Raw genomic sequence first — 25,891 nt, forward strand, 5'->3', positions numbered from 1 at the left:
ACGCGACGGCCGCTGGAAGAACGGTCCAGCTGCATGTGAGGGGAAGGAACGGCCACTGACTGTCCACGAGCTCAACGAACTCCTGCTCATCAGCTCCCTCGTGCTGCTGATCGCGGTCGCGGCCGTACGGATCTCGTCCCGGAGCGGGCTCCCCAGCCTGCTGCTCTATCTCGGCATCGGCATCGCCATCGGCCAGGACGGCATCGGCAACGTCGCCTTCGACAACGCGGAGCTGACGCAGGTCATCGGCTACGCCGCCCTCGTCGTGATCCTCGCCGAGGGTGGCCTCGGCACGAAGTGGAAGGAGATCAAGCCGGCGCTGCCCGCCGCGGTCGTCCTCTCCACCGTCGGCGTCGCGGTGAGCGTGGGCATCACGGCCGCCGCCGCCCACTACCTCGTGGGCCTCGACTGGCGACAGGCCCTGATCATCGGCGCCGTCGTCTCCTCGACCGACGCCGCCGCGGTCTTCTCCGTGCTGCGCAAGGTCCCCCTGCCGTCACGGGTCACTGGTGTCCTGGAGGCCGAGTCCGGCTTCAACGACGCCCCCGTCGTCATCCTCGTCGTCGCCTTCTCCACGGCGGGACCGGTCGACGACTGGTACGTCCTCGTCGGCACGATCGCCCTCGAACTCGCCATCGGCGTCGCCGTGGGTCTCGCCGTCGGCTTCCTCGGCGCGTACGGGCTGCGGCACGTCGCCCTGCCCGCCTCCGGCCTCTACCCGATCGCCGTCATGGCCATCGCCGTCGTCGCGTACGCCGCCGGCGCCATGGCCCACGGCTCCGGCTTCCTCGCCGTCTACCTGGCCTCGATGGTCCTCGGCAACGCCAAGCTGCCGCACGCGCCCGCGAACCGGGGCTTCGCCGAGGGACTCGGCTGGATCGCCCAGATCGGCATGTTCGTCCTGCTCGGGCTGCTCGTCACCCCGCACGAGCTCGTCCACGACTTCTGGCCCGCCGTCGTCATCGGCCTGGTCCTGACCGTGGTCGCCCGGCCCATGGAAGTCCTGGTCAGCCTGCTGCCCTTCCGCATCCCCTGGCAGGAACAGGCGCTGATGTCCTGGGCCGGCCTGCGCGGAGCCGTCCCCATCATCCTGGCCACCATCCCGATGGTGTCGGACATCGAGGGCAGCGAGCGGATCTTCAACATCGTCTTCGTGCTCGTCGTCGTCTACACCCTCGTCCAGGGCCCGACCCTGCCCTGGCTGGCGAAGGCCCTCAAGCTCGGCGACTCCGGGGAGGCGGCCGACCTCGGCGTCGAGTCCGCGCCCCTGGAGCGGCTGCGCGGCCATCTGCTCTCCGTCGCCATCCCGGAGCACTCCCGGATGCACGGGGTCGAGGTCGCCGAGCTGCGACTGCCCGCCGGATCGGCCGTCACCCTCGTCGTACGGGAGGAGACGAGCTTCGTCCCGGGGCCCGCGACCGTCCTGCGGCGCGGCGACGAACTCCTCGTCGTCGCGACCGACCCGGTACGCGACGCCACGGAACGACGGCTGCGCGCGGTCGGCCAGGGCGGCAAGCTCGCCGGCTGGCTGGGCACGGGGGGCGCCACGGCGGTCAGCGAGCCGCACGGCACCGAGATGCGCTTCCACCGCCATGACCAGAAACGAACATCCGGTTAATCCGAGGCATTAATTCAAGGGCAGGAGCGTTTTCCCAGGCAGGAAGACGCTCCTCCCTGTACCATGAAGGCACACCTGATCGAACCAACTCTGCCTGACGCAGAGCTGGCGCGACCGTATGGCGGCCGTGGCGCCCCTCCGCAGTGGGGCCGGCCCGGTATCTACCGCAGTAACGCGCATGAGGACAGCTCTCGGCGACACCCGCACCACCGTGCCGGGGCGCGCTACCAGGCGGCAGAAAGGCCAGGACCGTGGCGTCCACGGTCATCTCGGACAAGCGGCCCGGCTACGGGCAGCTTCTGCGCACACCCGGTGCGTTGTCCTTCCTGCTCCCCGGCTTCGCCGCCCGGCAGCCCTTCGCGATGCTGACCATCGGCATCGTCCTGCTCGTCCAGCACACCACCGGCTCCTTCGGCAGCGCCGGCGCGGTCGCCGCCGTCACCGGCGTCTCGATGGCGCTGTTCGCACCGCAGAGCGGCAAGCTCGCCGACCGCTTCGGCCAGCGCGCCGTCCTGCTCCCGGGCGTCCTCGTCCACACCGCGTCCGTCATCCTGCTCGTGGTGCTCGCCCTGAGCGGCGCCCCGCTGTGGGTCCTGTTCCTGGCCGCCGTGCCCGCCGGCGCCTCCGTGCCCCAGGTCGGGCCGATGGTCCGGGCCCGCTGGGCCGCCAAGCTGGACGGCACCCCGCTGATGCCGACGGCCGCGGCCTTCGAGTCCGTCACCGACGAGTTCACCTTCGTCGTCGGCCCCGTCCTCGCGACCGCCCTGTGCACCGGCGTCCACCCGGCCGCCGGTCTGATCGCCGAGGCCGCCCTCACCCTCTTCGGCGGGCTCTTCTTCGCCGCTCAGCGCGCCACCCAGCCCGCGTTCGGCATCTCCGCGGCCGGCTCCTCCGAGCCGCGCCGCTCGGCGCTCTCCATCCCCGGCGTCCGTGTCCTCGTCGTCGCCTTCCTCGGCATCGGCTCCGTCTTCGGCGGCATGCAGGTCTCCCTCACCGCCTTCTCCGAGGAGATCGGCAACCCCGGCGCCAACGGTCTGCTGTACGGGATCTTCGCCGCCGGCAACATGCTCGCGGGCATCGCCATGGGCGCCGTCGCCTGGAAGGTCGGCCCCCGCCGCCGCCTGATCCTCGGCTACGCCGGCCTCACCGTGGCCGCGTCGCTGCTGTGGACCACGCACTCGGTGCTGCTCCTCGGCGCCCTCGGTCTGGTCGTGGGTCTGTGCATCGCCCCGGCCCTGATCACCGGCTACACCATCGTCGAGACCCTGATCCCGGCGTCCGCCCGTACCGAGGCCTTCACCTGGCTCACCGGCGCCGTCGCGCTCGGCCAGGCCGCGGCCGTCACGGTCGCCGGCCGCCTCGCCGACGCCCACGGCGCGAGCACCGGATTCCTGGTGCCGATGGTGGGCACGGCGCTCGCTCTGGCCACGCTCCTCGCCCTGCGGTCGCGCCTCAAGCCGCGCGAGACGAGCCGCGTCGCGGCGCGTGGTATCGGTCACCGCGTGCCGGTGGCGGTGGACTGAACCCGCGGAATACGTCAGTATGGATTGTCGTTAGCACTCGATGAGTGTGAGTGCCAGGAGGAAGACAAGTGCCGACCTACCAGTACCAGTGCACCGAGTGCGGCGAAGGCCTCGAGGCGGTGCAGAAGTTCACCGATGACGCGCTGACCGAGTGCCCCCAGTGCAAGGGCCGCCTGAAGAAGGTGTTCTCGGCCGTCGGCATCGTCTTCAAGGGATCCGGCTTCTACCGGAACGACAGCCGCGGCTCGTCGTCCAGCAGCTCGCCGGCCGCGTCGAAGTCCTCGACCCCGTCGTCGTCCTCGTCCTCGACGTCGGACGCGAAGCCGGCCGCGTCGACCTCTTCGTCGTCCGCCTCCGCCTCCTCGACGTCCTCGTCGAGCACCGGAAGCTCGGCCGCCTGACCCCTGCGCGAGCCTGATTTCAGGACGCAGTCCGTACGTTCTTCGCCGAGGGCCCCGTCGTTCGCGACGGGGTCCTCGGCGTTCCCCGGTGCCCCGCATAGGGTGATCGCCATGGCGAACCAAGGCGCGTACGCGGACATCGGCGTGATCGGCGGCTCCGGCTTCTACTCCTTCCTGGAGGACGTCACGGAGGTGTCCGTCGACACCCCGTACGGCAGCCCCAGCGACTCCGTCCTCCTCGGCGAGATCGCCGGCCGGCAGGTCGCCTTCCTCCCCCGCCACGGCCGCGGCCACAGCGTCCCGCCGCACCGCATCAACTACCGCGCCAACCTCTGGGCCCTGCGCTCCGTGGGCGTCCGGCAGATCCTCGGGCCCTGCGCCGTCGGCGGACTCCGCGAGGAGTACGGGCCGGGCACGCTCGTCGTCCCGGACCAGCTCGTCGACCGCACGAAGGCCCGTGCGCAGACCTACTTCGACGGGGAGCGGCGGGCCGACGGGGCCGTGCCGCGCGTCGTCCATGTGACCTTCGCCGACCCGTACTGCCCGGACGGGCGGCGGGTCGCGGTCAAGGCCGCCCGGGGGCGGGGCTGGGACCCGGTCGACGGCGGCACGATGGTCGTGATCGAAGGACCCCGTTTCTCCACCCGGGCGGAGTCCCGGTGGCACGCGGCGGCCGGCTGGTCGGTCGTCGGCATGACCGGCCACCCCGAGGCCGTCCTCGCCCGTGAGCTGGGCCTCTGCTACACCTCGCTGGCGCTCGTCACCGACCTGGACGCGGGCGCCGAGACCGGCGAGGGCGTCTCCCACACCGAGGTGCTGCGGGTGTTCGGCGAGAACGTGGGACGGCTGCGGGAGGTGCTGTTCGACGCGGTGGGCGCGCTGCCCGCGACGATGGACCGGGACTGCCTGTGCACGCATGCGCACGACGGCTGGGACCTGGGGATCGAGCTGCCGTAAACCCCCTGGGAGGATGAGGGAGTTGTCCACAGGCGGTGGGTGATCCCCAGGCCGGAGCGGGAAATCGGCGCGGATCGGAGAGTGGGAGCCGATCCCATTCCCGACCAGGACGGCGGCGCCCACGATGACGCACACCTTCCCCTCCCCTTTCCCCTCCCCTGTTCCGGCGCCGTGCGTGGTGCCGCCCTTCGAGCCCCTGCGGGTGCGGGGCGCCCGGCTCCGGCTGCGCAGGGCGCTGCGACGGGGGCGCTGGGCCCCCGCGGTGCTCCTGGCCCTGGTGGCGGCGGCCCTCGCCGTCGCGAGCGGCGGGCCGCCACCGGTAGGCGCGGCGGCGCCTCCGCCGGGCGACCGGATCGCCCCCACCGCGGCGCGCGCCCGGCCGTCCGTCGCCGTCCGGCTGGTGTCCGCTCCGGTACGGATCGCCGACGCCGCGACCGTACGGCTGCTGCGCCCCGGTGACCGGGTCGACGTGATCGCCGCGCCCAACTCGCCGCTCGGCGGGGAGGGTGAGGCCCGGGTCGTCGCGACGGGCGCCCGAGTGGCCGAAGTTCCGCACCCGGGTGAGACTCGTTCGGACGGAGGGGCGCTCGTCGTCCTGTCGGTGCCACGGTCGACGGCCGCCGCGCTGGCAGGCGCCGGTGTCACGTCCCAACTGGCGGTGACAGTGTGCTGATTCGTACTGACACCCTGTCAAGTCACTGGTCCGTGTGTACGGATTGGACGGCTCTGTGCCGTTCGCGGCCTAATGGCACCGCACACAGCAGTACAAGCGACGAAAGGCACCTTGGTGGCCGAGAAGAAGGAAAGTCTGATGGGCGGCTTCAAAGCCTTCCTGATGCGTGGCAACGTGATCGACCTGGCAGTGGCCGTCGTCATCGGTGCCGCGTTCACCAACATCGTGAACTCGGTGGTCAAGGGCATCATCAACCCGGTCGTCGGCGCCTTCGGCACCAAGGACCTGGAGAGCTACTCGTCCTGCATCAAGGACTCGTGCGCGGTCGTCAACGGCGAGGTGCAGGGCATCCAGCTCCAGTGGGGCCTGGTCCTCAGCGCGGTTCTCAGCTTCCTGATCACCGCGGCCGTCGTCTACTTCCTGATGGTCCTGCCCATGGCGAAGATCCTCGCGAAGCGTGCGGCGCACGACAAGGCGAAGGAGGGCGTCGCGGAGACCATGGAGATCAGCGAGCTGGAGGTCCTCAAGGAGATCCGCGACCACCTGGTCTCCCAGCGCGGCCCCGCCACGGGTACGGGATCGGGGACGGGCACGGGTTCCGGCGGCGGTTCGGGGACGCACCCCACCTCCTGACCGACAGCTCGTGCCGGTGTCAGAGGTGGTGCGGCGGCTTCTCGTCGAGGAAGCGCGCGAGGTCGGTGGCGCTGTCGCCGCCGGCCGGAGGCCGCTCGCCCCATCCACGGTCCGTGTCGTCCGCGGACTGCTGGTCCAGCGGATCGTCGAAGACGAGTGCCGGCTTCGGACTGTTCTCGGGGCTGGGACGTACACCGGGCCGCTTCGCGTCTCGCGGTCCGTGGGCGGGGGCGGTGCTCATACCTCAAGGGTACGCCCGCCACCCCGCCCCGAACCCCTCTGATCTGCGTATCCCCGCTACTTCTGACGCCCCTCAGCGATCCTTCGGGTCGATCAGCCAGAGGCCGAACACCACGAGGAACGACAGGCAGAGGAAGCCCGCGCCCCACCAGGCGGTGCCGGTGTCCCCTGCCATCCACTCGTCGACGACGATCGTCAGCCCCCAGAGCTGGCCGATGACCACCGTGAGCGCCAGCGTGAGGCGGGCCGTCAGCTTCGAGGAGCGCTCCGGCTCCTGCTCCGTACCGGCTCCCGGCCCCGGCCCGGTGTGGGTGATCCGCGGGTCGCCGTATCCGCTGGTGGGGCGGATCTGCGGATACCGCTCGTGCACGGGACGGTTCAGACGCGGCTGCGCGCTGCCCGGGGTGTACGCCGGGGGCCGGGGGGCCGCCGGAGCGGCGGGCGCCGAGGGCGCCGACGGCGCCCCGGGGGCGACGGGGGTGGCGGGGGCGACAGGGGGCTTCGCCGGTTCCGGGGCTTCCGGGTCGCGGGGGAAGGCGTCCTCGGTCATGTGCGCTCACTCCTCTCCGGCACCGCGCCCCGCGCGGACGCGCCGGGGCAGCCCAGCCGGTCGGCGAGTTCGGGACGGTCGTCGCCGAGCTGGCGGCAGAGGCCCTCGCGGGCGCTCTCGCCCGAGCGGGCCGTGCCGATCGCCCAGACGCTGCCGTCGGCCTCCTCCACGAGCAGCACCTTCGGCAGTCCCCGGGGCGGCGGGCCGGCCGTGACCTCCCCCGTACGGGCGTCGAAGATGCCTTCGTGGCAGGGGCAGTACAGCTCGCCCTCGCTGCCGCGGTCCTTGCGCCAGAGCACGGCGCAGGCGAGGTGGGTGCAGACGGCGGAGTAGCCGGCGAGGGTGCCGTCCTCCAGGCGGACGGCGACTGCGCGGTCCTCGGAACCGGGGTAGCGGAAGGCGAGCGACTCCCCGGGCAGGATCACGTCCGCGATCTTCTTCACCTCGGGTGGCCCGTCGCTGTCCCCGTGCCGGTGCAGGATGCCGGAGGCGACGGCGACACCGCCGACGGCGAGGCCGCCGGAGACGGTGGCGACGATCCGCAGGTAGTCGCGGCGGGTGGTGAGCGAGTCTGCGGCGATCCGGTCGTGGAGCGCTTCCTGGGCCGCGTCGGAGCGGGGGTCCGGTGCGGGCGGCTGGGGATCGGTGACGCTCAACGGACATCCCTTCCATTGATCTCGACGACGGGAAGGCCCCCGGGGACCGGCCACTGGACCTTGTCGGCGGGGACGACCATCGCCACACCGGTGGAGACGGTCGTGGAGCCGAAGGTGAAGGAGTCGGCGACCTGGACGCCGGGGCGTTCGGCCTGGAGCTCTTCGAGGGTTCCGTAGAAGAGGGCGCCGGTGGGACAGACGGTGGCGCACATCGGGGCGAGGCCGTAGGCGGTGCGGTCGTAGCAGAGGTTGCACTTCATCTGGAGCTTCGCCTGGAGGTCGATCTTGGGGACGCCGAACGGGCAGGCGTTGACGCAGTTGGCGCAGCCGATGCAGCGGGTGGTGTCGGCCTGCTGCACGACGCCGTCGGCGGTGACGAGGATCGCGTCGGCGGGGCAGACCTCGGCGCAGGGGGCGACGGGGTCCTCGCAGTGCATGCAGACGGTGGGGAGGGAGGCGACGGAGTGGCCCTCGTCGGGGTAGTCGAGGTGGATCATCGACTTGCCCCGGTGGGAGTCGCATTCGCGGCAGGCGGAGACGCAGGCCTGGCAGCCGATGCAGCGGCCCGGGTCGATGAAGATCGTGCGGCCCATCATGTGCGGGTCAGCTCCTCTCCGCGGTGCCGCGGCCCTGGGGGGAGGTGGGGGGCAGCGGGTCGGTGCGGGAGACCTGGGTCTCCGGGTAGGCCTGGTGTCCTGGTGCGGTGGGTGGGGCGGGGACCTCGTCGATCCGCTCGGCGGCCTCGATGCGGGCGGCGCAGACCTTGTACTCCGGAATCTTGGAGCGGGGGTCGAGGGCGTCGATGGTGAGGGCGTTGGCCGCGGTGGGGACCGGCCAGTGGTACGGGACGAAGACGGTGTCGGGGCGGATGGCCTCGGTGACGAGGGCGGGGAAGACCTCGCTGCCGCGGCGGGTGACGACCCGGACGGGGTCGCCGTTGCGGAAGCCGTGGGAGGGGTGGACCTCGGCCCAGGGGCGCGGGGTCTGTTCCACGAGGGCGCCCAGACGGCGGGTCTGGTTGCCGGAGAGGAAGTGGGCGACGGTACGGCCGGTGGTCAGCGAGAGGGGGAACTCCTCGCTGTACGGGTCCATGGGCGGGTGCCATTCGACGACCTGCATGTGGATCGTGCCGTCGGGGTGGTAGGTGCGGCCGTTCTCGAAGAGGCGGGGAGTGCCGGGGTGCTCGGTGGTGGGGCACGGCCAGGCGATGCCGCCGGTCTCCTCCAGGCGCTCGTAGGTGATGCCGTAGTAGTCGTTGACGGTTCCGGCGGAGGCGATGCGGAGTTCCTCGAAGACGGAGCGGGAGTCGGGGAACTCGAACTTGTCGCCGGCGCCGAGCCGGCGGGCGAGTTCGCAGATGACCCAGGTGTCGGTGCGGACGCCGGCCGGGGGTTCCTGGGCCTTGTTGTGCTTGACGACCCGGGCCTCGGCGTTGGCCATGACGCCCTCGTCCTCGGCCCACACGGTGACGGGGAAGACCACGTGCGCGTTGGCCGCCGTCTCGGAGAGGAAGAAGTCGAACTGGGCGTGGAACTCGAGGGTGTCGTAGCCGTCCTTGACGGTGGCGTAGTTGGGCAGCGAGACGAAGGGGTTGTTGCAGATGCCGACGAGTCCGCGGATCTCCTTGCGCTGCATCTGCCAGACCATCTCCATCATGGAGGTGCCGGCGGGCGGGAGTTCGGCCTCGTCGATGCCCCAGATCTCGCAGATCTGGCGGCGGTGCTCGGGATTGGTGATGGAGCGGCCGCCGGGGAGGAGGTCGGACTTCTGACCGTGCTCGCGGCCGCCCTGGCCGTTGCCCTGGCCGGTGATGGTGCCGTAGCCGGCGCCGGGCCTGCCGATGTGTCCGGCGGCGACGCACAGGTTGATGATGCTGAGGCAGTTCTCGACGCCCTGGGAGTGGTGCTCGACGCCGCGGGCGTGCCAGGCCATGGCCCGGTCCGCGCCGGCGAACATGCGGGCGACCTGGACGATCTGCTCCTCGGGGACGCCGCAGATCTCGGCCGACCGGGCCGGCGGGTACGCGGCGACCGTCGCCTTGACCTCCTCCCAGCCGGTGGCGTGGGCGGCGAGGTAGGCCTCGTCGGTGAGGCCCTCGGCGACGACGACATGGAGGACGGCGTTGAAGAAGGCGGAGTCGGTGCCCGGCTTGAGGGCGACATGGAGGTCGGCGGTGCGGGCGATCGCGGTCTCGCGCGGGTCGACGACGATGAGGGTGGCGCCCCGGTCGCGGGCTCCCCACAGGTACTGGGTCATGACGGGGAAGCACTCGCCGACGTTGGACCCGGCGATGAGGAGGCAGTCGGTGAGGAGGATGTCGGAGAAGGGGTTGCCGGCCCGGTCGATGCCGAAGGCGAGCTTGTTGGCTCCGGCGGCGGAGACCATGCAGAGGCGTCCGTTGTAGTCGACGTGCCGGGACTTGAGCGCGACCCGGGCGAACTTGCCGACGAGGTAGGTCTTCTCGGAGTAGAGGCTGGCGCCGCCGAGGAGGCCGAAGGCGTCGTTGCCGTACTCGCCTTGGATCCGGCGGATCTCGGCGACGGTGTGGTCGAGGGCCTCGTCCCAGCTGACCTCGCGGAACTCCTCGTCGCGGTTGCGGCGCATGAGCGGCGCGGTGAGCCGGTCGGGGTGGTTGACCTGCTGGTAGGCGTTGATGCCCTTGGGGCAGAGCCGCATCCGGTTGATGTCGTGGTTGCGGGGTTCGACGCCGAAGACCTTGCCGCCGCGGTCGACGCGGAGGTACATGCCGCACTGGACGCCGCAGAAGCAGCAGTGGGTGGGGACGAGGGTCTCGCCGTTCTGGTCGGCGTGCCAGCGGTCGGCGGGGATGCCGCCGGCGTCGCGGAAGTTGCGGGTGCCGGGCGGGGCGAGGGAGGGGTCGAGCGGCAGCGCCCTGTTCGGGTCGGTCGCGGTCACTTGAACCCCTTCTTCACGTGGTCGAGATAGGCGTTGCCGCGCAGGACGCGCTTGCATCGGGGGCAGTACTCGGCCCATTCGTCGAAGCCGAGGTCGAGGTCGCGCATGGTGCCCTTGAGGTTCTCCACGTACGGGGCGGTGTCGATGGGCTCGTGGCAGCGGCGGCAGCTGAGCACCTCCTCGTCCTTGCGGCGGGCGGTGTACTTGAAGAGCTGCATGCCGACGGCGGCGGGCCGCTGGACGATGTGGAAGAACTTCCCGAAGGGGATGTAGATGAGGGTGAAGACGACCGACACCATGTGGAGGATCGCGAGGAACTCGTAGCCTCCGCCGTGCAGGAAGATCGACGAGAAGGTGAGCAGCAGCCCGGTCACGGAGATGACGATGAGGGCGAGCAGCGGCACCAGGTCGTAGGCGAAGCGCTGGCCGGTGATGGCGCCGCGGTCCTTCATCCGGCGCCAGAGGAAGTAGCCGGCGCCGGGGATGACCAGGACGGCGGCGATGTCGAGGCCGTGGAACATCAGCCAGCCGACGACGCTGAGGGCGTCGAAGCCGATGATCTTGAAGCCCCAGATCCGCATCTCGTAGCCGGGGCCCGAGCCGGTGGAGGAGGTGAAGGTGAACCAGCCCCAGGTGAGGGGGAAGGTGATCGCGGCGGCCAGCAGGCAGCCCCAGAAGATGAGCTGGTGGGCGGCCCAGCGGGCGTGCGAGCGGGCGCCGAGGAACTTCTGGAAGCCGAGGTAGGTGGCGATCATCTTCGGCAGGGCGGTGGGCGCCTTGCGGAAGTTCGCGACGGAGAAGAAGGAGCCCCAGCCCTTGTGGAAGAGGCGGCGGGCGCCGGGGGCGGAGATCCAGACGGTGTAGCGGTAGGCGACGCCGAAGGCGAGGAAGACCGTGGCGACGGCGTAGGGCAGCAGGGCCGAGTCGAAGTCGCGGAGCAGACGGCTGCCGAAGACGATCGCGAGGATCAGCAGCACGGAGACGGCGGTGGCCACGAGGGTGGCGCGGCGGCGCACGGCGGCCGGGGTCTGCGGAGGGAGGCCGGCGGCCGGCGGATCTCCCGGGGCGGGGCCGCCCGGGGCTGGGGCACCCGGCGTGGGATCGCCCGGCGGAGGTGTCGGCTCGGCTGTCTGCGGTGGCTCGGTCACGCGGCCACGGTAAGGCCGTACGGGCGGTTTTGCCCTGTTTTGCAGGACTCTGGGGTGAGGGCGTCGCCCGGACGGGGTCCGGGTGTCGCTCCGGGCCGCCCCGGACCCCGCCGGGCCGCCCCGGACCCCGCCGGGCCGCCTCGGACCCCGCCGGGCCGCCTCAGACCGCGTGCAGGCCGTGGGCGCGGAAGACCTCGCGGACCTCGGCGACCTGACCGGGCGTCGGGGACGGCGTGTCGTGCAGGGTGAACGGCATGGCGAGTGCCTGCCACTTCGCTTCGCCGAGCTTGTGGAAGGGAAGGACGTCCACGCGGGAGACGTTGCCGAGACCCCCGGCGAAGGCGGCGACTCCCTCCACGTCGGCCGGGTCGTCGGTGAGGCCCGGGACGAGGACGAAGCGGACGTGGACCTCCTGGCCGAGGTCGGCGAGACGCCTGGCGAAGTCGAGGGTCGGCGCGAGCGGCCGGCCGGTGACCTTCCTGTACGTGGCGGGGTCCCAGGACTTGATGTCGAGCAGGACCAGGTCGGTGTCCCGCAGCAGGGCGTCGGTGGCGCGGGCACCCAGGAAGCCCGAGGTGTCGAGGGCCGTGTGCAGGCCGAGCTCGTGCTTCATCCGGTGCAGCAGCTCGCCGGTGAAGACGGGCTGGAGGAGCGGTTCGCCTCCGGAGACGGTGGCGCCGCCCCCGGAGGCGGAGATGAAGCGGACGTACTTGCCCGCCTCGGCGATCACGGCGTCGGCGGAGGTCCTCCCCCTGCTACCGCTGGGAGGTACCCCCATGCCGTTGCGCATCTTCCAGGTGTCGGGGTTGTGGCAGTAGAGACAGGTGAGGGGGCAGCCCGAGAGGAAGGTGACGAAGCGGGTGCCGGGGCCGTCGACGCCGGTGGACAGGTCCCAGGAGTGGACCGAGCCCGCGGAGGGGCGCTGGGTCGCGGCGGCGGCCGGGGTGGCCGCCGGGGACACCGGGGTGGCCGTCGGGGTCGCGGGCGCGAGGGCGGGGCTTGTCATGGCGGGGCCTCCTTCGGAGGGGCCTTCGGGCGGTGCGGAGAGCGCGGAGAGGGATGCGACCCGGGGCCGGGGGTGAGGGCCACCGGCCCCGGGTGCGAGGAGGGGCTTACAGCGAGCCGTGGAAGGTGCGGTTCAGGACGTCGAGCTGCTGCTCGCGGGTGAGCCGGACGAAGTTGACCGCGTATCCGGAGACCCGGATGGTCAGCTGCGGGTAGTTCTCCGGGTGCTCCATGGCGTCCTCGAGGGTGTCGCGGTTGAGGACGTTCACGTTCATGTGGAAGCCGTCGACGGCCATGTAGCCGTCGAGGACGCCCGCGAGGTTCGTGATCCGCTCCTCGGGGGTGCGGCCCAGGCCGTCGGGGGTGACCGTGCTGGTCAGCGAGATGCCGTCCTCGGCGTCCTCGTACGGGAGCTTGGCGACCGACAGGGCCGAGGCCACGTAGCCGTGGGTGTCGCGGCCGTTCATCGGGTTGGCGCCCGGGGCGAAGGGCTCACCGGCGCGGCGCCCGTCGGGGGTGTTGCCGGTCTTCCTGCCGTAGACGACGTTGGAGGTGATGGTCAGGACGGACTGGGTGTGTTCGGCGTTCCGGTAGGTGGGGTGCTTGCGCACCTTCCTCATGAACTCCTCGACCAGCCAGACCGCGATCTCGTCGGCCCGGTCGTCGTTGTTGCCGTAGGCCGGGAAGTCGCCCTCGACCGTGTAGTCGGTGGCCAGGCCGGACTCGTCGCGGTGCACGGTGACCTTCGCGTACTTGACGGCGGCCAGCGAGTCGACGGCCACCGAGAGGCCGGCGATGCCGAAGGCCATGGTGCGGCGCACGTCGCGGTCGTGGAGCGCCATCTCGATGCGCTCGTAGGCGTACTTGTCGTGCATGAAGTGGATGACGTTCAGCGAGTGGACGTAGACGTTCGCGAGCCACTCCATCTGCTCGTCGAACTTGGCCATGAGCTCGTCGTGGTCGAGGACGCCTGCCGTGATGGCGCCGGTGTCGGGGCCGACCTGGACGCCGGACTTCTCGTCGCGGCCGCCGTTGATCGCGTACAGGAGGGTCTTGGCGAGGTTCACCCGGGCGCCGAAGAACTGCATCTGCTTGCCGACGGGCATCGCGGAGACGCAGCAGGCGATGGCGGTGTCGTCGCCGAAGCGGGGGCGCATCAGCTCGTCCGACTCGTACTGGACGGAGGAGGTGTCGATGGAGACCCTCGCGCAGAACTCCTTGAAGCCCCGGGGCAGCCGCGGCGACCAGAAGACGGTCATGTTCGGCTCGGGGGCCGGGCCGAGGTTGTAGAGGGTCTGGAGGTAGCGGAAGGAGGTCCGGGTGACCAGCGGACGGCCGTCCTCGCCCATGCCGGCGATCGACTCGGTGACCCAGGTCGGATCGCCGGAGAAACCCTGGTCGTACTCCGGGGTGCGCAGGAAGCGGACGATGCGGAGCTTGATGATGAAGTCGTCGACGAGCTCCTGGGCCTGCTCCTCGGTGAGGACACCGGCCTCGATGTCCCGCTGGAGGTAGACGTCGAGGAAGGTGGAGGTGCGGCCGAGGGACATCGCGGCGCCGTTCTGCTCCTTCACGGCGGCGAGGTAGGCGAAGTACAGCCACTGGACGGCGTCGCGGCCGGTGACGGCGGGGGCGGAGATGTCGTGTCCGTAGGAGGCGGCCATCGCCTTGAGCTCGCCAAGGGCCCGGATCTGCTCGGCGAGTTCCTCGCGGAGCCGGATGGTCTCCTCGATCGAACGGTTCCCGGCGGGGAGCGGGTTGAGCTCCTCCTTCTCCTCCTTCTTCGCCTCGACGAGGCGGTCGACGCCGTAGAGGGCGACACGGCGGTAGTCGCCGATGATGCGGCCGCGGCCGTAGGCGTCGGGGAGTCCGGTGACGACGCCGGCCTTGCGGGCGGCGCGGATCTCGGGGGTGTACGCGTCGAAGACACCGGCGTTGTGGGTCTTGCGGTACTCGGTGAAGACCTTCTCAAGCTCCGGGGAGACGGGGTAGCCGTAGGTCTCCAGGGCGCCGGCGACCATCCGCCAGCCGCCGTACGGCATGATCGCGCGCTTCAGCGGGGCGTCGGTCTGGAGGCCGACGATCAGGTCCCTGTCGCGGTCGATGTAACCGGGGGCGTGGGCGGTGATGGTGGACGGCACGTCGTACGAGACGTCGTGGACGCCCTTCGCGCGCTCCTCGGGGAACCTGTCCGTGACGGCCTTCCACACGGCGGTGGTCCGCTCGGTGGGTCCGGCCAGGAAGGAGTCGTCGCCCTCGTACGGCGTGTAGTTCTGCTGGATGAAGTCGCGGACGTCGACGGCGTCGCGCCACAGTCCGCCCGTGAAGCCCTTCCAGGCCCGCTCGTTCACCGTTGCTTCAGCAGGGGTCGAGGTCACTGCCCGCACCGCCTTCTTCGATTCGTTCGATCGCGTCGTTGCCTCCCTCCATTGCACTCCTTTTGATCGATCATTCCGGTCGGCAATGGTCACCTCCGGGCGGCCTTAGGTCCCGTTCCGGGTACGCAGAAAGACCCCGCCGCGCGGGGTCTTTCTCCGGAGTCGCTCAGCTGGGTGCCTCGGCGCTCCTGCGGGCGTAGAACCACCAGGTCACGACCATGCAGCTGACGTAGAAGGCGACGAATCCCCACATCGCGCTGGTCACGGCCACCGAGCCGAACAGGGCCGGGATGAAGAAGAAGCCGTAGGCCGCGATGGCCGAGGTGAATCCGGTGACGGCACCGGACTCCATTTCCGCCTGCTTCAGCGCCCTGGTGTACTCCGGCGTGCCTTCCGTGAGTCCCTTGAGGTGGGTGCCGCGGAAGATGACCGGGATCTGACGGAAGGTCGAGCCGTTGCCGATGCCGGAGAAGAAGAACGCGGCGAGGAAGCAGAAGAAGAAGCCGTAGAACGAGCCGCCGTCACTGCCCGAGGGCAGGAAGTCGATCACGCCGATGATCGAGACGGCCATGCCCACGAAGGACAGGATGGTGACCCGGGCGCCGCCCCACTTGTCGGCGATCCAGCCGCCGCCCCAGCGGGCGAGCGCGCCCACGGCGGGGCCCATCCAGGCGTAGGTGGCGATCGAGTAGTCCGGGAACGTGGTCTTGATCAGCATCGGCAGGGCGGCGGCGAAGCCGATGAAGGAGCCGAAGGTGCCGACGTACAGCCAGGTCATCAGCCAGTTGTGCTTGCGCTTGAAGATGATCTTCTGCTGCTTGAACGGAGTCGAGGCGACCTTCAGGTCGTTCTGCCCGAACCAGGCGACGGCCGCCAGGACCAGCAGGACCGGGACCCAGAGGAACGCGGCGTTCTGCAGGTGGACCGGGGTGCCGTCGGCCTTGTGCTGGGCCGAGCCGATGGCGATGGTCGACCAGGTGATGACGATCGGGGTCAGCAGCTGCACGACGGAGACGCCGAGGTTGCCGAGGCCGCCGTTGATGCCGGTCGCGCTGCCCTTCTTCGCCTTGGGGAAGAAGAAGCCGATGTTGGCGAGGGAGGAGGCGAAGTTCGCGCCGCCGATGCCGCAGAGGGCGGCGATGGCGACCATCACGACGTACGGGGTCGTCGGGTCCTGGATGGCGATGCCGAGCCAGATCAGCGGCACGATCAGCACGACCGTCGACAGCGCGGTGAAGCGGCGCTGGCCGACCATCGGGCCGAGGAAGGTGTAGAGGATCCGGGCGGTGCCGCCGGTCAGACCGGGGATGGCCGTCAGCCAGAACAGCTGGGAGGTCGAGAAGCCGAAGCCGACGTCCTTCAGGTTGGTCGCGGTGACCGACCAGACCTGCCAGACGACGAACGCCACGAGCAGCGCCGGCACGGCGATCCACAGGTTGCGGGTGGCGACCCTCTTGCCGATCGACTTCCAGAAGAGCTCGTTCTCCGGCTCCCAGTCGGTGATCGGCCTGCCGGGGCGGTACTGCTCCGTGTCGTACGAGGCGGAGGGCCCGCCCGCCCTTCTGCTGTCCTGGACTACGGAACTCATGGCGCTGTCCTGACTTCCCTGTTCGGGGCTGACCTTCGAGGCTTTCCTTGCCCTTCCAGGCTGCGCCGCGCGATGGGGGGCGGGTGAGTGCCGATGGTCGTCGGAGGGGCGGGCCTAGGTCGGGCAGTCGGGCGGGCCAAGGTCGGGCCGTCGGTGGGCCTAGGTCCCTTCAGGGGCGGGCCGTAGGCACCGGGAGGACCGGGAGGGTCACCGCCGGGTCGTCGAGGCAGGCACCGGTCCGCAGGTCGAACTCCTGCTTGTGCATGGGGGACGCCACCACCGGTACCCCGTCCCGGCTGCCCATGATCCCGTCGGCGATGACGTCGGCGCCCGAGAACGGGTCCCGGTTGCCCACCGCGTACACCTCGCCGTCCCCGTCCCGGAACAGCGCCGCCTCGGTGCCGTCCGCGAGGACCGCGGCCCGGCCCCGGCCCGGCTCCAGGAACTCCACCCCGGCCACGTGCGGCTCGAAGCGGGCCAGGGCCACCGGATCGCCCAGGACGGCCTGCCACTCGTCGCGGTACGCGGCCACGTGCCGGTCCATCTGCGCCTCCAGCTCCGCGCAGATCCCCAGCGAGTCCTCGATCAGGACCTCCCGGAGGTGTGCGGTCCCGCCGCCGAGCCGCTCCAGCCACGCCGAGGTGCGTTCCAGGCGCTCCCCGGTCCGTACGTAGTACATGAGGAACCGGTCGATCAGCGCGAACAGCCCGGCGGCCGAGAGGTCGGAGGCGAGCAGGTCGGCGTGGCGGGGGCCGGTGCCGCCGTTGCCGCAGACGTACAGGTTCCAGCCGCCGGCAGTGGCGATGACACCGATGTCCTTGCCCCGGGCCTCCGCGCACTCGCGCAGACAGCCCGAGACCCCGCCCTTGATCTTGTGCGGGGCGCGCAGGCCCCGGTAGCGGAGCTCCAGGTCGATCGCGAGCTGCACCGAGTCGCCCTGCCCGAAGCGGCAGAACCGCGACCCGACACAGGACTTGACCGTCCGCAGGGACTTTCCGTACGCCTGCCCCGACTCGAAACCGGCCGCGATCAGCCTGCGCCAGATGTCGGGGAGCTCCTCCTTCCGCGCGCCGAAGAGATCGATCCGCTGGCCGCCGGTGATCTTGCTGTAGAGGCCGTGGTCCCGGGCCACCTCGCCGATGACGATGAGCTGCTCGGCGGTGATCTCGCCGCCCGGGACGCGCGGCACGACCGAATAGGTGCCGTCCTTCTGGAGGTTGGCGAGGAAGAGGTCGTTGGAGTCCTGGAGCGCGGCCTGCTCTCCGTCGAGGACGTGACGCAGTCCGAGTTCGGGGGCGAGGGTGCCGAGGACGTTGGCGACGACGGGCTTGCAGACGGCGCAGCCGACGCCCGCGTTCACGCCCGCGCGGGCATTCCCGCTCGCGCCCGTGCCCCCACCCCCACCCGCGACCGTGCCCGTGCCCGTGCCGCCGGAGCCGTACCGCTCCATCAGTTCGGTGTACGAGCGGATGTGCTCGGTGCGGATCAGTTCGTAGATCTCGGGGCGGGTGAGCTCGGGGAAGTGCTCGCACAGTCCGTGGGACCTCTCCACGCCCGCCGCGTCGAGGACGGCCTGGAGCGTGTTCACACAGCCGCCGCAGCCCGTACCCGCCTTGGTGCAGCGCTTGACGCCGCCGATGTCGGTCAGGCCGTGCTCGGCGATCGCTCCGGCCACCGCGCCCTTGGTCACGTTGTGGCAGGAGCAGACGACGGCGTCGTCGGGGAGCGCATCCGCGCCGGGCGGCTCCGCCCCGGCCGCGCCGGCCGGAAGGAGGAACGCCTCGGGCGGGCCGGGAAGCCGGCGGCCCGCGTGCGGCTTGAGGGAGCCGTACGCCTCGGCGTCGCCGACCAGGATGCCGCCGAGGAGCTGCCCCTCGGGGCCGAGCAGCAGCTTCTTGTAGACGCCCTCGCGCCCGTCCGAGAACACGATCTCGGTGGCCTGCGGCCCGCCGTCCCGCCCGTCCGCGAACGGGTCGCCGAACGAGGCCACGTCCGCGCCGAGCAGCTTCAGCCTGGTGGAGGTGTCGGCACCGGTGAACACCGCCGCACCGGAGCCCGCGAGCTGGTCGGCGACCGCCTCCGCCATCTGGTAGCCGGGCGCGACCAGGCCATACACCCGCCCGTCGGAGGTCTGCGCGCACTCGCCGATCGCGTACACGTACGGGTCGGTCGTCCGGCAGCGTTCGTCCACCGCCACTCCCCCGCGGTCCCCGACCGCGAGCCCCGCCTCGCGGGCGAGCCGGTCGCGCGGCCGCACTCCGGCGGAGAAGACGACGACGTCGGCGGGGAGCCGCTCGCCGTTCGACAGCTTCAGCAGGCAGGCCTTCCCGTCCGCGTCCGTCTCGACCTCGGCGGCGCCGACCCCGGTGTGCACGGCCACGCCCATCGACTCGATCGTCGCGCGCAGGGCCGCCGCGCCGCCGTCGTCGACCTGGAGCGGCATGAGCCGGGGCGCGAACTCGACGACGTGCGTGGCGAGTCCGAGGGTACGGAGCGCCCCGGCGGCCTCCAGGCCGAGGAGCCCGCCGCCGATGACGACACCGGTCCTGGCCTGCTCGGCGTACCGGGTGAGGGCGTCGGCGTCGTACAGCGTGCGGTACGTGAAGCAGCCGGGCGCGTCGGCCCCGGGGATCGGCGGCACGAAGGGGTACGAGCCGGTCGCCAGGACCAGCGCGTCGTACGGGACGACCGCGCCGGAGGTGGTGGTGACCGTGCGGGCGGCCGGGTCGATGTGCTCGGCCGGGTCGCCGAGCCGCAGGTCGATGCCGTGGCCGGAGAGGAACTCGGGAGTGGAGAGACCGAGTCGGTCGGGGTCGGTGCCGGTGAAGACGGAGGACAGGTGCACCCGGTCGTAGGCGGGCACGTCCTCCTCGGCGAGCACCGTGACCTGCCAGCCGGGGGCGCCGGGCACGGCCGGGTCGGCGAGCGCGCCGCGCTCGGCCAGCGCCTCCAGGAGCCGGTGGCCGACCATGCCGTGGCCGATGAGCACGAGGGTCTGTGTCCGCTGGGCGGCCATGGCGGTCTCCGTGGGGTGGGGGTCGGGTTCGCGGGACTGGTTCGCGTACGGATGGCCGGCGGACGGGCTGTCGCGTACGGGCTGTCGCGTACGGGCTGGTTCGCGTACGGATGGCTCGCGTACGGATGGCTTCTCCTCCGACCGTAGGGGCGCCGGGTGGGCGTGTCGGGGCCGTGAAGGGCCCGAGGATCCGGGACTTGCGACCCCCCGGCCGGGGCCGAACGGCGCGGCCGCGGGGCGGCGGCGCGGGCTTAGCGTGAGCGGGTGGGGCCGCGACGACGCACGACACCGTCGCGCGGCCCCCGACGGGGCCGGGACACTCCCCGGCCGCACGACCGGGGGCGGGTGGAGGTACGGATGACACGCACCCTGGTCCTCGCCGTGCACGGGAGCGCCGTGCCCGAGGCCGGCGCGACGACCGCACGGCTCGCCGACTCCGTGCGCGGACTGACCGGCGCGCCCGTCGCCGTCGGACACCTCGACCACCAGACGCCCTCCCTGCCGTACGTCCTCGCGGACCGGCCCGGTGCGGTCGTCGTGCCGCTGCTCCTGGGCGACGGCTACCACCGCACCGTCGACGTCCCGGCCGTCGCCCGCCCCTTCGACTGCGCGGTCACGCGCGGGCTGAGCGGCGAGCACGCGGTGGCCCTCGCCCTGTACGACCGGCTGCGGGCCGCCGAACTTGCGGCCGGCGGTCCGGCGGACGCGGTCGTCGTCGCCGGCGCGGGCTCCGCACGGCCGGGCGGCAACGACGGCACCCTCGCGGCGGTCCGGCAGCTGGGCCTGCTCCTGCCGGTACCGGTGACGGCCGCGTACTGCTCGGCGAGCACTCCGGCCCCGGCCGAGGCGGTCGCGCTGCTGCACGCCCGCGGCTTCCGCCGGGTCGCGGTGGCCACTCACCTCCTCGCCCCGGGCCGCTTCACGCGCGCGCTGGCCTCGGTCCCGGGCACCTGGGCGGTCGCGGCCCCGATCGCCGACCACGCGCGCGTGGCGCGGCTCGTGGCGGCCCGGTACGCGGTGGCGGGGCGGACGCACGGGAAGCCACGCGGGCGCGGGCCACCGCCTGAGGGCCCTCCGTCCCGTCGCCCGGGGCCCGTTCGGTCGCGGCCCGTCCCGCCCGCCCGGAGTCCCTCCGGCTCCGGTCCGGTTCCGATGCGCGTGGCATGCCAGCGGGAGGGCCTTCCGCTCTGATGTGCTGGGGCCATGACACAACCGTTCCTCCCCCTCACCGCGCGCTCCCGCGAGGAGTCGCACCGGGCGGCCACGCCGCTGGAGCTGTTCTTCGACCTGTGTTTCGTCGTCGCCGTCGCCCAGGCGGGCGCGGAGCTCGTGCACGCGGTCGCCGAGGGCCATGCGGGCGAAGGGATCATCAACTACGCGATGATCTTCTTCGCGATCTGGTGGGCGTGGATGAACTTCACGTGGTTCGCCTCGGCCTACGACAACGACGACGTGCCGTACCGCGTCGTCACCCTCGTCCAGATCGCGGGCGTGCTCATCCTCGCGGCCGGGGTCTCGCGGGCCTTCGAGGACCACGACTTCCTCGTGGTCTACATCGGCTACGTCGTCATGCGGCTCGCGCTCGCCTCGCAATGGCTGCGGGCCGCGCACCACGCCACCGATCCCGCCGAACGGACGATGTGCCGCCGGTACGCGGGCGGGGTCGTCGCCGTGCAGATCGGCTGGATCGCACTGCTCCTCGTGCCGGAGTCGGCCCGCCCGTGGGTCTTCCTCGTCATGGCGCTGGCCGAGATGGCCGTGCCTCTGGTCGCGGAGAGGGACGCGCCCAGCACGTGGCACCCGCACCACATCGCCGAGCGGTACGGCCTGTTCACCATCATCGTGCTCGGTGAGACCGTCGCCGCGGCGACGGTGGCCGTGAAGACCGGCATCGCCGAGAACGACGCCCTCGGCGAGGTGCTGCCGATCGCCGCGGGCGGGCTGCTGCTCGTCTTCGCCGCCTGGTGGATCTACTTCGTCGTGCCCGCGCACAACCGGCTGACCTCAAGCCGCGAGGCCTTCCGGTGGGGATACGGCCACTACGTGATCTTCGCGGCGGCGGCGGCCGTCGGCGCGGGCCTGGAGATCGCCGTGGAAGAGGCGGTGGGCAAGGCCCACGTCTCCACGCTCGCGGCCTCGTCCGCGGTGACGATCCCGTCCGCCGTGTTCCTGCTGTCCGTGTGGCTCCTCCACGCCCGCTACTACAAGGTCGGCATCGCGCAGCAACTCGTCCTGCCCGTCTCGGCGCTCGCGATCCTGATGTGCTCGTTCGCGGGCCGCTGGGCGGTCCTGGCCGCGGGCATCGTCGCGGCGGCGACGGTCGCGGTCGGCGTGACCCTGACGGCGAGGAACCCGGCGACGCGACCGGGTACGGGAACAGGTACGGGTACGGGTACGGGGACAGCGACTGGCTGAACCCGTACCCGTGGTAGGCAGGGGACATGACACAGCCCGAACAGCACAGGACGACGGACTCGATCACCGATGTGCGCGGTCTGCGCGTGGGGCACGCGCGCGTGGCGGGCGACGGGGCGCTGAGCGGTACGACCGTGGTGCTCGCGCCGGTCGGCGGGGCCGTCGCCGCCGTGGACGTACGGGGCGGCGGGCCGGGTACGCGGGAGACGGACGCGCTCGACCCGCGCAACGTCGTCCAGCGGATCGACGCCGTCGTCCTGACCGGCGGCAGCGCGTACGGCCTGGAGTCCGCCGCCGGGGTGATGGCCTGGCTGGAGGAGCGGCACCGGGGCGTGCGGGTGGGCCCCGATCCCTCCCACGTCGTGCCGGTCGTGCCCGCCGCGTGCGTCTTCGACCTCGGCAGGGGCGGCGACTTCACGGCGAGGCCGGGCCCGGCGACGGGGCGGGCGGCGGTGGAGGCCGCCGACGCGAGCGGGGACCACGCGCGCGTGGAGACGGGCGCGGTCGGCGCGGGCACGGGCGCCGTGGTCGGCGGCCTCCGCGGCGGGGTGGGCACGGCGAGCACCGTCCTGGAGTCCGGGATCACGGTCGGCGCGCTCGTCGTGGTGAACGCGGTGGGTTCGGCCGTCGACCCGGCCACGGGCGCCCTGTACGGGAGTTACGGAAGTCATGTGAGTTACGACAGTCCCGGGACTCCCGGGAGGTCTCTCGACGCCGGCCCGCCCTCCTTCCCCGACCCGGCGGTGCACCAGGCCGCGCTGCGGCGTCTCGCCGAGGCGCGGGAAGCAGCGGCTCCGCCCCCGCTGAACACCACGCTCGCCGTCGTCGCGACCGACGCCGTGCTGACCCGCGCGCAGGCGCAGAAGGTCGCGGGCACGGCGCACGACGGCATCGCGCGCGCCCTGCGCCCGGTGCACCTCATGAACGACGGCGACACCGTCTTCACCCTCGCCACCGGGGCGCGCGAACTACCGGAAGGTCCCGGTCCGCTGGCCCTGAACGAGATCCTGGCGGCCGGCGCCGACCTGGTGACGCGGGCGATCGTCCGGGCGGTGCTCGCGGCCCCCGGCGGTCTGCGCGGACCGGGCGGGGACTTCCCCTCGTACAGTGAGCTCTACGGCGGTCCGCATGGGGCGAACCGACCGCGATCGGAGCCGTACTCCCGGTAACCACAAGGGAGTTGAGCGAGAACGGCCCGGACGGGGCGGGAACTTCCCTCCAGCGCCCTTCGTTTTCCGGAACCCCGGACGCAATGTCGGACCCAGGGACTACGTTAAGCAAGCACCGAGTGACATGCGGCGACGGCCTGGAGACCCTCTTGAACGATCCGCAGGATCCTCACGATCCGTACGAGACGACCGAGACGCACGTTGAGCGCCTCCTCGGCCGGGCGCTCAACTCCTTCGACCTGCCCGACTCGACCGTCGAGCGCCTCGGCACGGCGCTCGCGCACTCCAGCGCGCTCCACTCCTCGCACCACAGCGCGTCGCTGCACCGCGCCACCTACCGCCACACGTATCTGCTGAGCGACGGCTCCGCCCTCAGCCTCTGGGAGCTCACGCACAACGCCGGCCGGGACGGCGCCGAGCAGCACGAGCTGTACGCCGAGGAGTCGGAGGCCCGGCTCGCCACCTCCCGACTCCCCACCGGCCCCCTGCCGGGCTGGACCGCCGAGCGCTCCGACGGCCGCGCCTTCGACGAGGACGACGACCTGGAGCTGCTGAGCGCGCTGCTCGCCCGCCCGATACCCGCCCAGCCCCGGATGTACGTGCCGGACAACTCCGCCGACCACGCGCGCCGCGTCCTGCGGCGCGCGGAGAACGCGGACCGGCCGGGCCAGGCCACGGCCCGCCGGCTCCGGCTGGCCTTCGCCCACCACATCACCCAGGCCTTCGGCCGCCACTGCCCGGTGGAGGGGGGCCGGGACGCCGGCTTCACCCTCTACGAGCACCAGTTCCTGCTGCTCGACGGCAGCGAGGTCAGTCTCTGGGAGGTCGAGCACACGGCGACACCGGACGGACGCCACATGTGCGAGGTGTACGAGGACGAGCGCGCGGCCCGCGACGCGATGGAGTCCCGCTCCCGGGTCCGCTGACCTCTCTCCGACCGCCCCCGCGGCTGTCCCCGCGCCCGTCCTCGCCCCGGTACGGCTCCGGGTGCTCAGACCAGCGCGGGGGCGTCCGCCGTCTCCGTCAGCCGCTGGACGGCGAACGCCCGGTTGGCGCGGGTCTGTTCGCGGTACGTCTCCGGCAGGTCCGGCAGACCGAGCAGCCGGTCGCAGGCGGCGAGGGAGGCGGCGTGGTCGCCGACCCAGTACGCGGTGATCGAGTACTCGAAGAGCAGCCCCCACCGGTATACCCAGGGCTGCATGAACAGCAGGTCGTCGGGCTGTTTCCGGTCCAGGACGGCGGAGACCACGGCGTGGGCCGCCCGGTAGCGGCGCATCTTCCGCAGCCGCGCCACCAGCTCGTAACAGGCTTCGAGACGGTCCGGCCGGGACTCCCAGGCACGGGAGAGCGCGTCCATCGCGGTCGGCCAGTCGCCGGACTCGGCCCGGAGGACACCGGACTGGAGCAGGGAGTAGTAGACCTCCTCGCCCCAGCCGCCCATGGCCGCGCGGCGCTCGTACAGGTCGGCGGCCTCCTCGGCGCGGCCGAGGTCGCGGAAGGTCTGCGCGAGATAGAAGACGGTGCGCGGATTCGCCGGGTCGCGCTCCAGCTCGGCACCGAGGAGGCGGGCGTCGCGCTCGAACTTGTCGTGGCGTGAGCCGCCGTCGGCGTAGTCCTCGATGACGAGGGCGTCGAGGTTCTCCTGGACGCGGTCGCCCTCGGCCGTCAGGTACTCGTGGGTGACACCCTCGTACCGCCACGGCAGACCGTCCCTGACCAGGCGTTTGATCCGGTACTCCAGTGCTCCCTCGTGCCGGAGCATGTACCCGTCGGCGGTGAGCGCGGGCAGTGGGCCCTCCGTGCGGAGGACGTGGTCGGCGTCGAGGAGCAGGAGATAGTCGGCGCGGCCGCGGGCGTGCGCGATGTTCAGGCTGCGGTTGTGGCCGAAGTTCACCCACGGCTCCTCCCGCAGCTCGCCGGGGATGCCCGCGAGGGCGGTCCGGATCAGCTCCTGGGTCCCGTCGGTGGACCCCGTGTCCGAGATGACCCAGGTGTCCACGAGACCGCGGACGGAGGCGAGGCAGCGCTCGATGACCGCGGCCTCGTTCTTGACGATCATGCACAGGCAGATGGACGGCGGCACGGCAACACCACTTCCGGTGGGAGCGGGGAGGGAAGTCGGGGGAGCGATCGGGGGGTGACCTTACGTACGGCGCCCGCGCGTGCCGCGGCGGCGCGCCGCCGGGGCGATCGAAGTTCGCCGTCACGTACGCATCCATTCGACTGTCCGCGCTAGGCCATGGCGTTGAGAGTGGCGCGAGAACGTCAAGAGTTCGCCGGTGCGGTCCGATAAACCGATCAACGGAAGTGAGAATTCCGCTTCCTCGGACCTCACTCGCACCGGATCGGATCCGGTGGAGGAAGGAGCACTGCATGCGTCCTGATGCCAGGACCAGGTCCCCGCTCGGCCCGCTCCCCCGACGACGCCCCTGGCGTGCCGGCGGGGCCATCGCCTCGGTCGCACTCGTTCTCACCGGCTTCGCCTCACCGGCGATGGCCACCACATGGCCCGAATCCCCCGAACTCGGTGCCTCGGACATGACGATGGCCAACGCGCCGACGGGCGGCCACTGCGAGGACCGGCCCCCGCACCACCCCGACGGACGGCCCCAGCACCACGAGGACGGCCCGCCGCCGTGGGAGCAGGACGGCTCGCGCCACGCCGAAGCGACCGGCGGCTCTCCCTCGACCGAATCCCTCCAGGCGTTCCTGGACGAGCAGATCCAGCCCCTGGTCGAGGGCCGCTCGGCCGCCGCTCTGCGCGCGGCCCCGAGCGGTGGCGGCGACGACTGCAAGGTGGGCCCGACAGGCCCGACAGGCCCGACTGGACCGCCCGGCCCCGAGGGGCCGACGGGCGACACGGGAGCGACGGGCGCGACCGGAGCCACGGGCGCCACCGGGGCCGACGGAGCCACTGGGGCGACGGGTGCCACCGGAGCTGACGGGGCCACGGGAGCAACCGGAGCCACGGGCGCCACCGGGGCCGACGGAGCCACCGGCGCGAC

Annotated in this window: 21 protein-coding genes and 1 pseudogene; 11 read left to right on the plus strand and 11 right to left on the minus strand. The window is 72.0% G+C overall.

The features are described from left to right. The first annotated feature begins 55 nt into the window (after positions 1 to 55). From E0F75_RS28645 to mscL, 6 genes are all read left to right on the plus strand, one after another. Positions 56 to 1,618: a potassium/proton antiporter gene (locus E0F75_RS28645; RefSeq protein ID WP_267499695.1), complete on the plus strand. Its 1,563-nt coding sequence runs from the start codon at positions 56 to 58 to the stop codon at positions 1,616 to 1,618. Between the two features lie 251 nt (positions 1,619 to 1,869). Beyond that, positions 1,870 to 3,141 carry an MFS transporter gene (locus E0F75_RS28650; protein ID WP_229313843.1) on the plus strand — a complete coding sequence of 424 codons (1,272 nt, stop codon included), beginning with the start codon at positions 1,870 to 1,872 and terminating at the stop codon, positions 3,139 to 3,141. 68 nt (positions 3,142 to 3,209) lie between these two features. Further along, a complete protein-coding gene (locus E0F75_RS40470) occupies positions 3,210 to 3,542 on the plus strand; it encodes an FmdB family zinc ribbon protein (RefSeq protein WP_229313844.1) in 333 nt (110 codons plus the stop codon). Between the two features lie 111 nt (positions 3,543 to 3,653). After that, positions 3,654 to 4,499 carry an S-methyl-5'-thioadenosine phosphorylase gene (locus tag E0F75_RS28660; protein WP_229313845.1) on the plus strand — a complete coding sequence of 282 codons (846 nt, stop codon included), beginning with the start codon at positions 3,654 to 3,656 and terminating at the stop codon, positions 4,497 to 4,499. A gap of 124 nt (positions 4,500 to 4,623) precedes the next feature. After that, positions 4,624 to 5,172, plus strand: coding sequence for a hypothetical protein (locus tag E0F75_RS28665; protein ID WP_229313846.1), 549 nt, complete (start codon positions 4,624 to 4,626; stop codon positions 5,170 to 5,172). A 72-nt stretch (positions 5,173 to 5,244) separates the two neighbouring features. Continuing rightward, entirely contained in the window at positions 5,245 to 5,805 is a 561-nt protein-coding gene (gene mscL, locus E0F75_RS28670) for a large conductance mechanosensitive channel protein MscL (protein ID WP_229313847.1), read from the plus strand. Positions 5,806 to 5,824: 19 nt separating this feature from the next. On the opposite strand, the gene E0F75_RS28675 is transcribed toward mscL, so the two are convergent. The 10 genes from E0F75_RS28675 to E0F75_RS28720 all read right to left on the minus strand — a co-directional run bounded on the left by E0F75_RS28675 (position 5,825) and on the right by E0F75_RS28720 (position 19,302). Next, positions 5,825 to 6,046, minus strand: coding sequence for a hypothetical protein (locus E0F75_RS28675; RefSeq protein ID WP_229313848.1), 222 nt, complete (start codon positions 6,044 to 6,046; stop codon positions 5,825 to 5,827). A 72-nt stretch (positions 6,047 to 6,118) separates the two neighbouring features. Continuing rightward, positions 6,119 to 6,595 carry a DUF6755 family protein gene (locus E0F75_RS28680; RefSeq protein WP_229313849.1) on the minus strand — a complete coding sequence of 159 codons (477 nt, stop codon included), beginning with the start codon at positions 6,593 to 6,595 and terminating at the stop codon, positions 6,119 to 6,121. Next, entirely contained in the window at positions 6,592 to 7,251 is a 660-nt protein-coding gene (locus E0F75_RS28685) for a Rieske (2Fe-2S) protein (protein ID WP_229313850.1), read from the minus strand. Before E0F75_RS28685 ends, E0F75_RS28680 begins: the two co-directional genes overlap by 4 nt. Then, complete coding sequence (locus E0F75_RS28690) at positions 7,248 to 7,847, minus strand: 4Fe-4S dicluster domain-containing protein (RefSeq protein ID WP_030315529.1); 600 nt, start codon at positions 7,845 to 7,847, stop codon at positions 7,248 to 7,250. The genes E0F75_RS28685 and E0F75_RS28690 overlap by 4 nt, the downstream gene beginning before the upstream one ends. A gap of 7 nt (positions 7,848 to 7,854) precedes the next feature. Continuing rightward, positions 7,855 to 10,167 (minus strand): molybdopterin oxidoreductase family protein, encoded by a 2,313-nt coding sequence (locus tag E0F75_RS28695; protein ID WP_229313851.1) that lies wholly within the window; start codon positions 10,165 to 10,167, stop codon positions 7,855 to 7,857. Then, positions 10,164 to 11,315, minus strand: a complete 1,152-nt coding sequence (locus tag E0F75_RS28700; protein WP_374115445.1) for an MFS transporter — start codon at positions 11,313 to 11,315, stop codon at positions 10,164 to 10,166. Before E0F75_RS28700 ends, E0F75_RS28695 begins: the two co-directional genes overlap by 4 nt. Before the next feature lie 160 nt (positions 11,316 to 11,475). Then, positions 11,476 to 12,321, minus strand: a complete 846-nt coding sequence (gene pflA / locus E0F75_RS28705; RefSeq protein ID WP_229313852.1) for a pyruvate formate-lyase-activating protein — start codon at positions 12,319 to 12,321, stop codon at positions 11,476 to 11,478. 106 nt (positions 12,322 to 12,427) lie between these two features. Next, positions 12,428 to 14,698, minus strand: coding sequence for a formate C-acetyltransferase (gene pflB, locus E0F75_RS28710; RefSeq protein ID WP_229313853.1), 2,271 nt, complete (start codon positions 14,696 to 14,698; stop codon positions 12,428 to 12,430). A gap of 166 nt (positions 14,699 to 14,864) precedes the next feature. Beyond that, on the minus strand, positions 14,865 to 16,286 hold the full coding sequence (locus E0F75_RS28715) for an MFS transporter (RefSeq protein ID WP_229313854.1): 1,422 nt from the start codon (positions 16,284 to 16,286) through the stop codon (positions 14,865 to 14,867). Between the two features lie 169 nt (positions 16,287 to 16,455). Then, positions 16,456 to 19,302 carry an FAD-dependent oxidoreductase gene (locus E0F75_RS28720; protein WP_229313855.1) on the minus strand — a complete coding sequence of 949 codons (2,847 nt, stop codon included), beginning with the start codon at positions 19,300 to 19,302 and terminating at the stop codon, positions 16,456 to 16,458. A 357-nt stretch (positions 19,303 to 19,659) separates the two neighbouring features. On the opposite strand from E0F75_RS28720, the gene E0F75_RS28725 reads away from it, so the two are divergent. The 4 genes from E0F75_RS28725 to E0F75_RS28740 all read left to right on the plus strand — a co-directional run bounded on the left by E0F75_RS28725 (position 19,660) and on the right by E0F75_RS28740 (position 23,812). Then, positions 19,660 to 20,493: a sirohydrochlorin chelatase gene (locus tag E0F75_RS28725; protein ID WP_229313856.1), complete on the plus strand. Its 834-nt coding sequence runs from the start codon at positions 19,660 to 19,662 to the stop codon at positions 20,491 to 20,493. Positions 20,494 to 20,505: 12 nt separating this feature from the next. Then, entirely contained in the window at positions 20,506 to 21,717 is a 1,212-nt protein-coding gene (locus E0F75_RS28730) for a low temperature requirement protein A (protein ID WP_229313857.1), read from the plus strand. A 26-nt stretch (positions 21,718 to 21,743) separates the two neighbouring features. Continuing rightward, a complete protein-coding gene (locus E0F75_RS28735; RefSeq protein ID WP_229313858.1) occupies positions 21,744 to 22,886 on the plus strand; it encodes a P1 family peptidase in 1,143 nt (380 codons plus the stop codon). A gap of 83 nt (positions 22,887 to 22,969) precedes the next feature. Further along, entirely contained in the window at positions 22,970 to 23,812 is an 843-nt protein-coding gene (locus E0F75_RS28740) for a DUF6227 family protein (RefSeq protein WP_229313876.1), read from the plus strand. Positions 23,813 to 23,877: 65 nt separating this feature from the next. Here the strand turns inward: E0F75_RS28740 and E0F75_RS28745 are convergent, their stop codons facing one another. Next, positions 23,878 to 24,969: a glycosyltransferase gene (locus E0F75_RS28745; protein WP_229313859.1), complete on the minus strand. Its 1,092-nt coding sequence runs from the start codon at positions 24,967 to 24,969 to the stop codon at positions 23,878 to 23,880. Between the two features lie 290 nt (positions 24,970 to 25,259). Between E0F75_RS28745 and E0F75_RS28750 the strand changes: the two are divergent. Further along, a pseudogene (locus E0F75_RS28750) lies at positions 25,260 to 25,891 on the plus strand (hypothetical protein); the annotation flags it as partial.

This window comes from Streptomyces sp. CB02980 (assembly GCF_014451325.2).
In the GTDB taxonomy this organism is placed as follows: domain Bacteria; phylum Actinomycetota; class Actinomycetes; order Streptomycetales; family Streptomycetaceae; genus Streptomyces.

Coding starts and splice junctions, on each gene's coding strand:
- pflA (WP_229313852.1), bottom strand. CDS start 12,321: ATGACAAGCCCCGCCCTCGCGCCCGCGACCCCGACGGCCACCCCGGTG.
- mscL (WP_229313847.1), top strand. CDS start 5,245: ATGGCACCGCACACAGCAGTACAAGCGACGAAAGGCACCTTGGTGGCC.
- E0F75_RS28660 (WP_229313845.1), top strand. CDS start 3,654: ATGGCGAACCAAGGCGCGTACGCGGACATCGGCGTGATCGGCGGCTCC.
- E0F75_RS28730 (WP_229313857.1), top strand. CDS start 20,506: ATGACACAACCGTTCCTCCCCCTCACCGCGCGCTCCCGCGAGGAGTCG.
- E0F75_RS28735 (WP_229313858.1), top strand. CDS start 21,744: ATGACACAGCCCGAACAGCACAGGACGACGGACTCGATCACCGATGTG.
- E0F75_RS28720 (WP_229313855.1), bottom strand. CDS start 19,302: ATGGCCGCCCAGCGGACACAGACCCTCGTGCTCATCGGCCACGGCATG.
- E0F75_RS28740 (WP_229313876.1), top strand. CDS start 22,970: ATGTCGGACCCAGGGACTACGTTAAGCAAGCACCGAGTGACATGCGGC.
- E0F75_RS28725 (WP_229313856.1), top strand. CDS start 19,660: ATGACACGCACCCTGGTCCTCGCCGTGCACGGGAGCGCCGTGCCCGAG.
- E0F75_RS28675 (WP_229313848.1), bottom strand. CDS start 6,046: ATGAGCACCGCCCCCGCCCACGGACCGCGAGACGCGAAGCGGCCCGGT.
- E0F75_RS28665 (WP_229313846.1), top strand. CDS start 4,624: ATGACGCACACCTTCCCCTCCCCTTTCCCCTCCCCTGTTCCGGCGCCG.
- E0F75_RS28690 (WP_030315529.1), bottom strand. CDS start 7,847: ATGATGGGCCGCACGATCTTCATCGACCCGGGCCGCTGCATCGGCTGC.
- E0F75_RS28680 (WP_229313849.1), bottom strand. CDS start 6,595: ATGACCGAGGACGCCTTCCCCCGCGACCCGGAAGCCCCGGAACCGGCG.
- E0F75_RS28715 (WP_229313854.1), bottom strand. CDS start 16,286: ATGAGTTCCGTAGTCCAGGACAGCAGAAGGGCGGGCGGGCCCTCCGCC.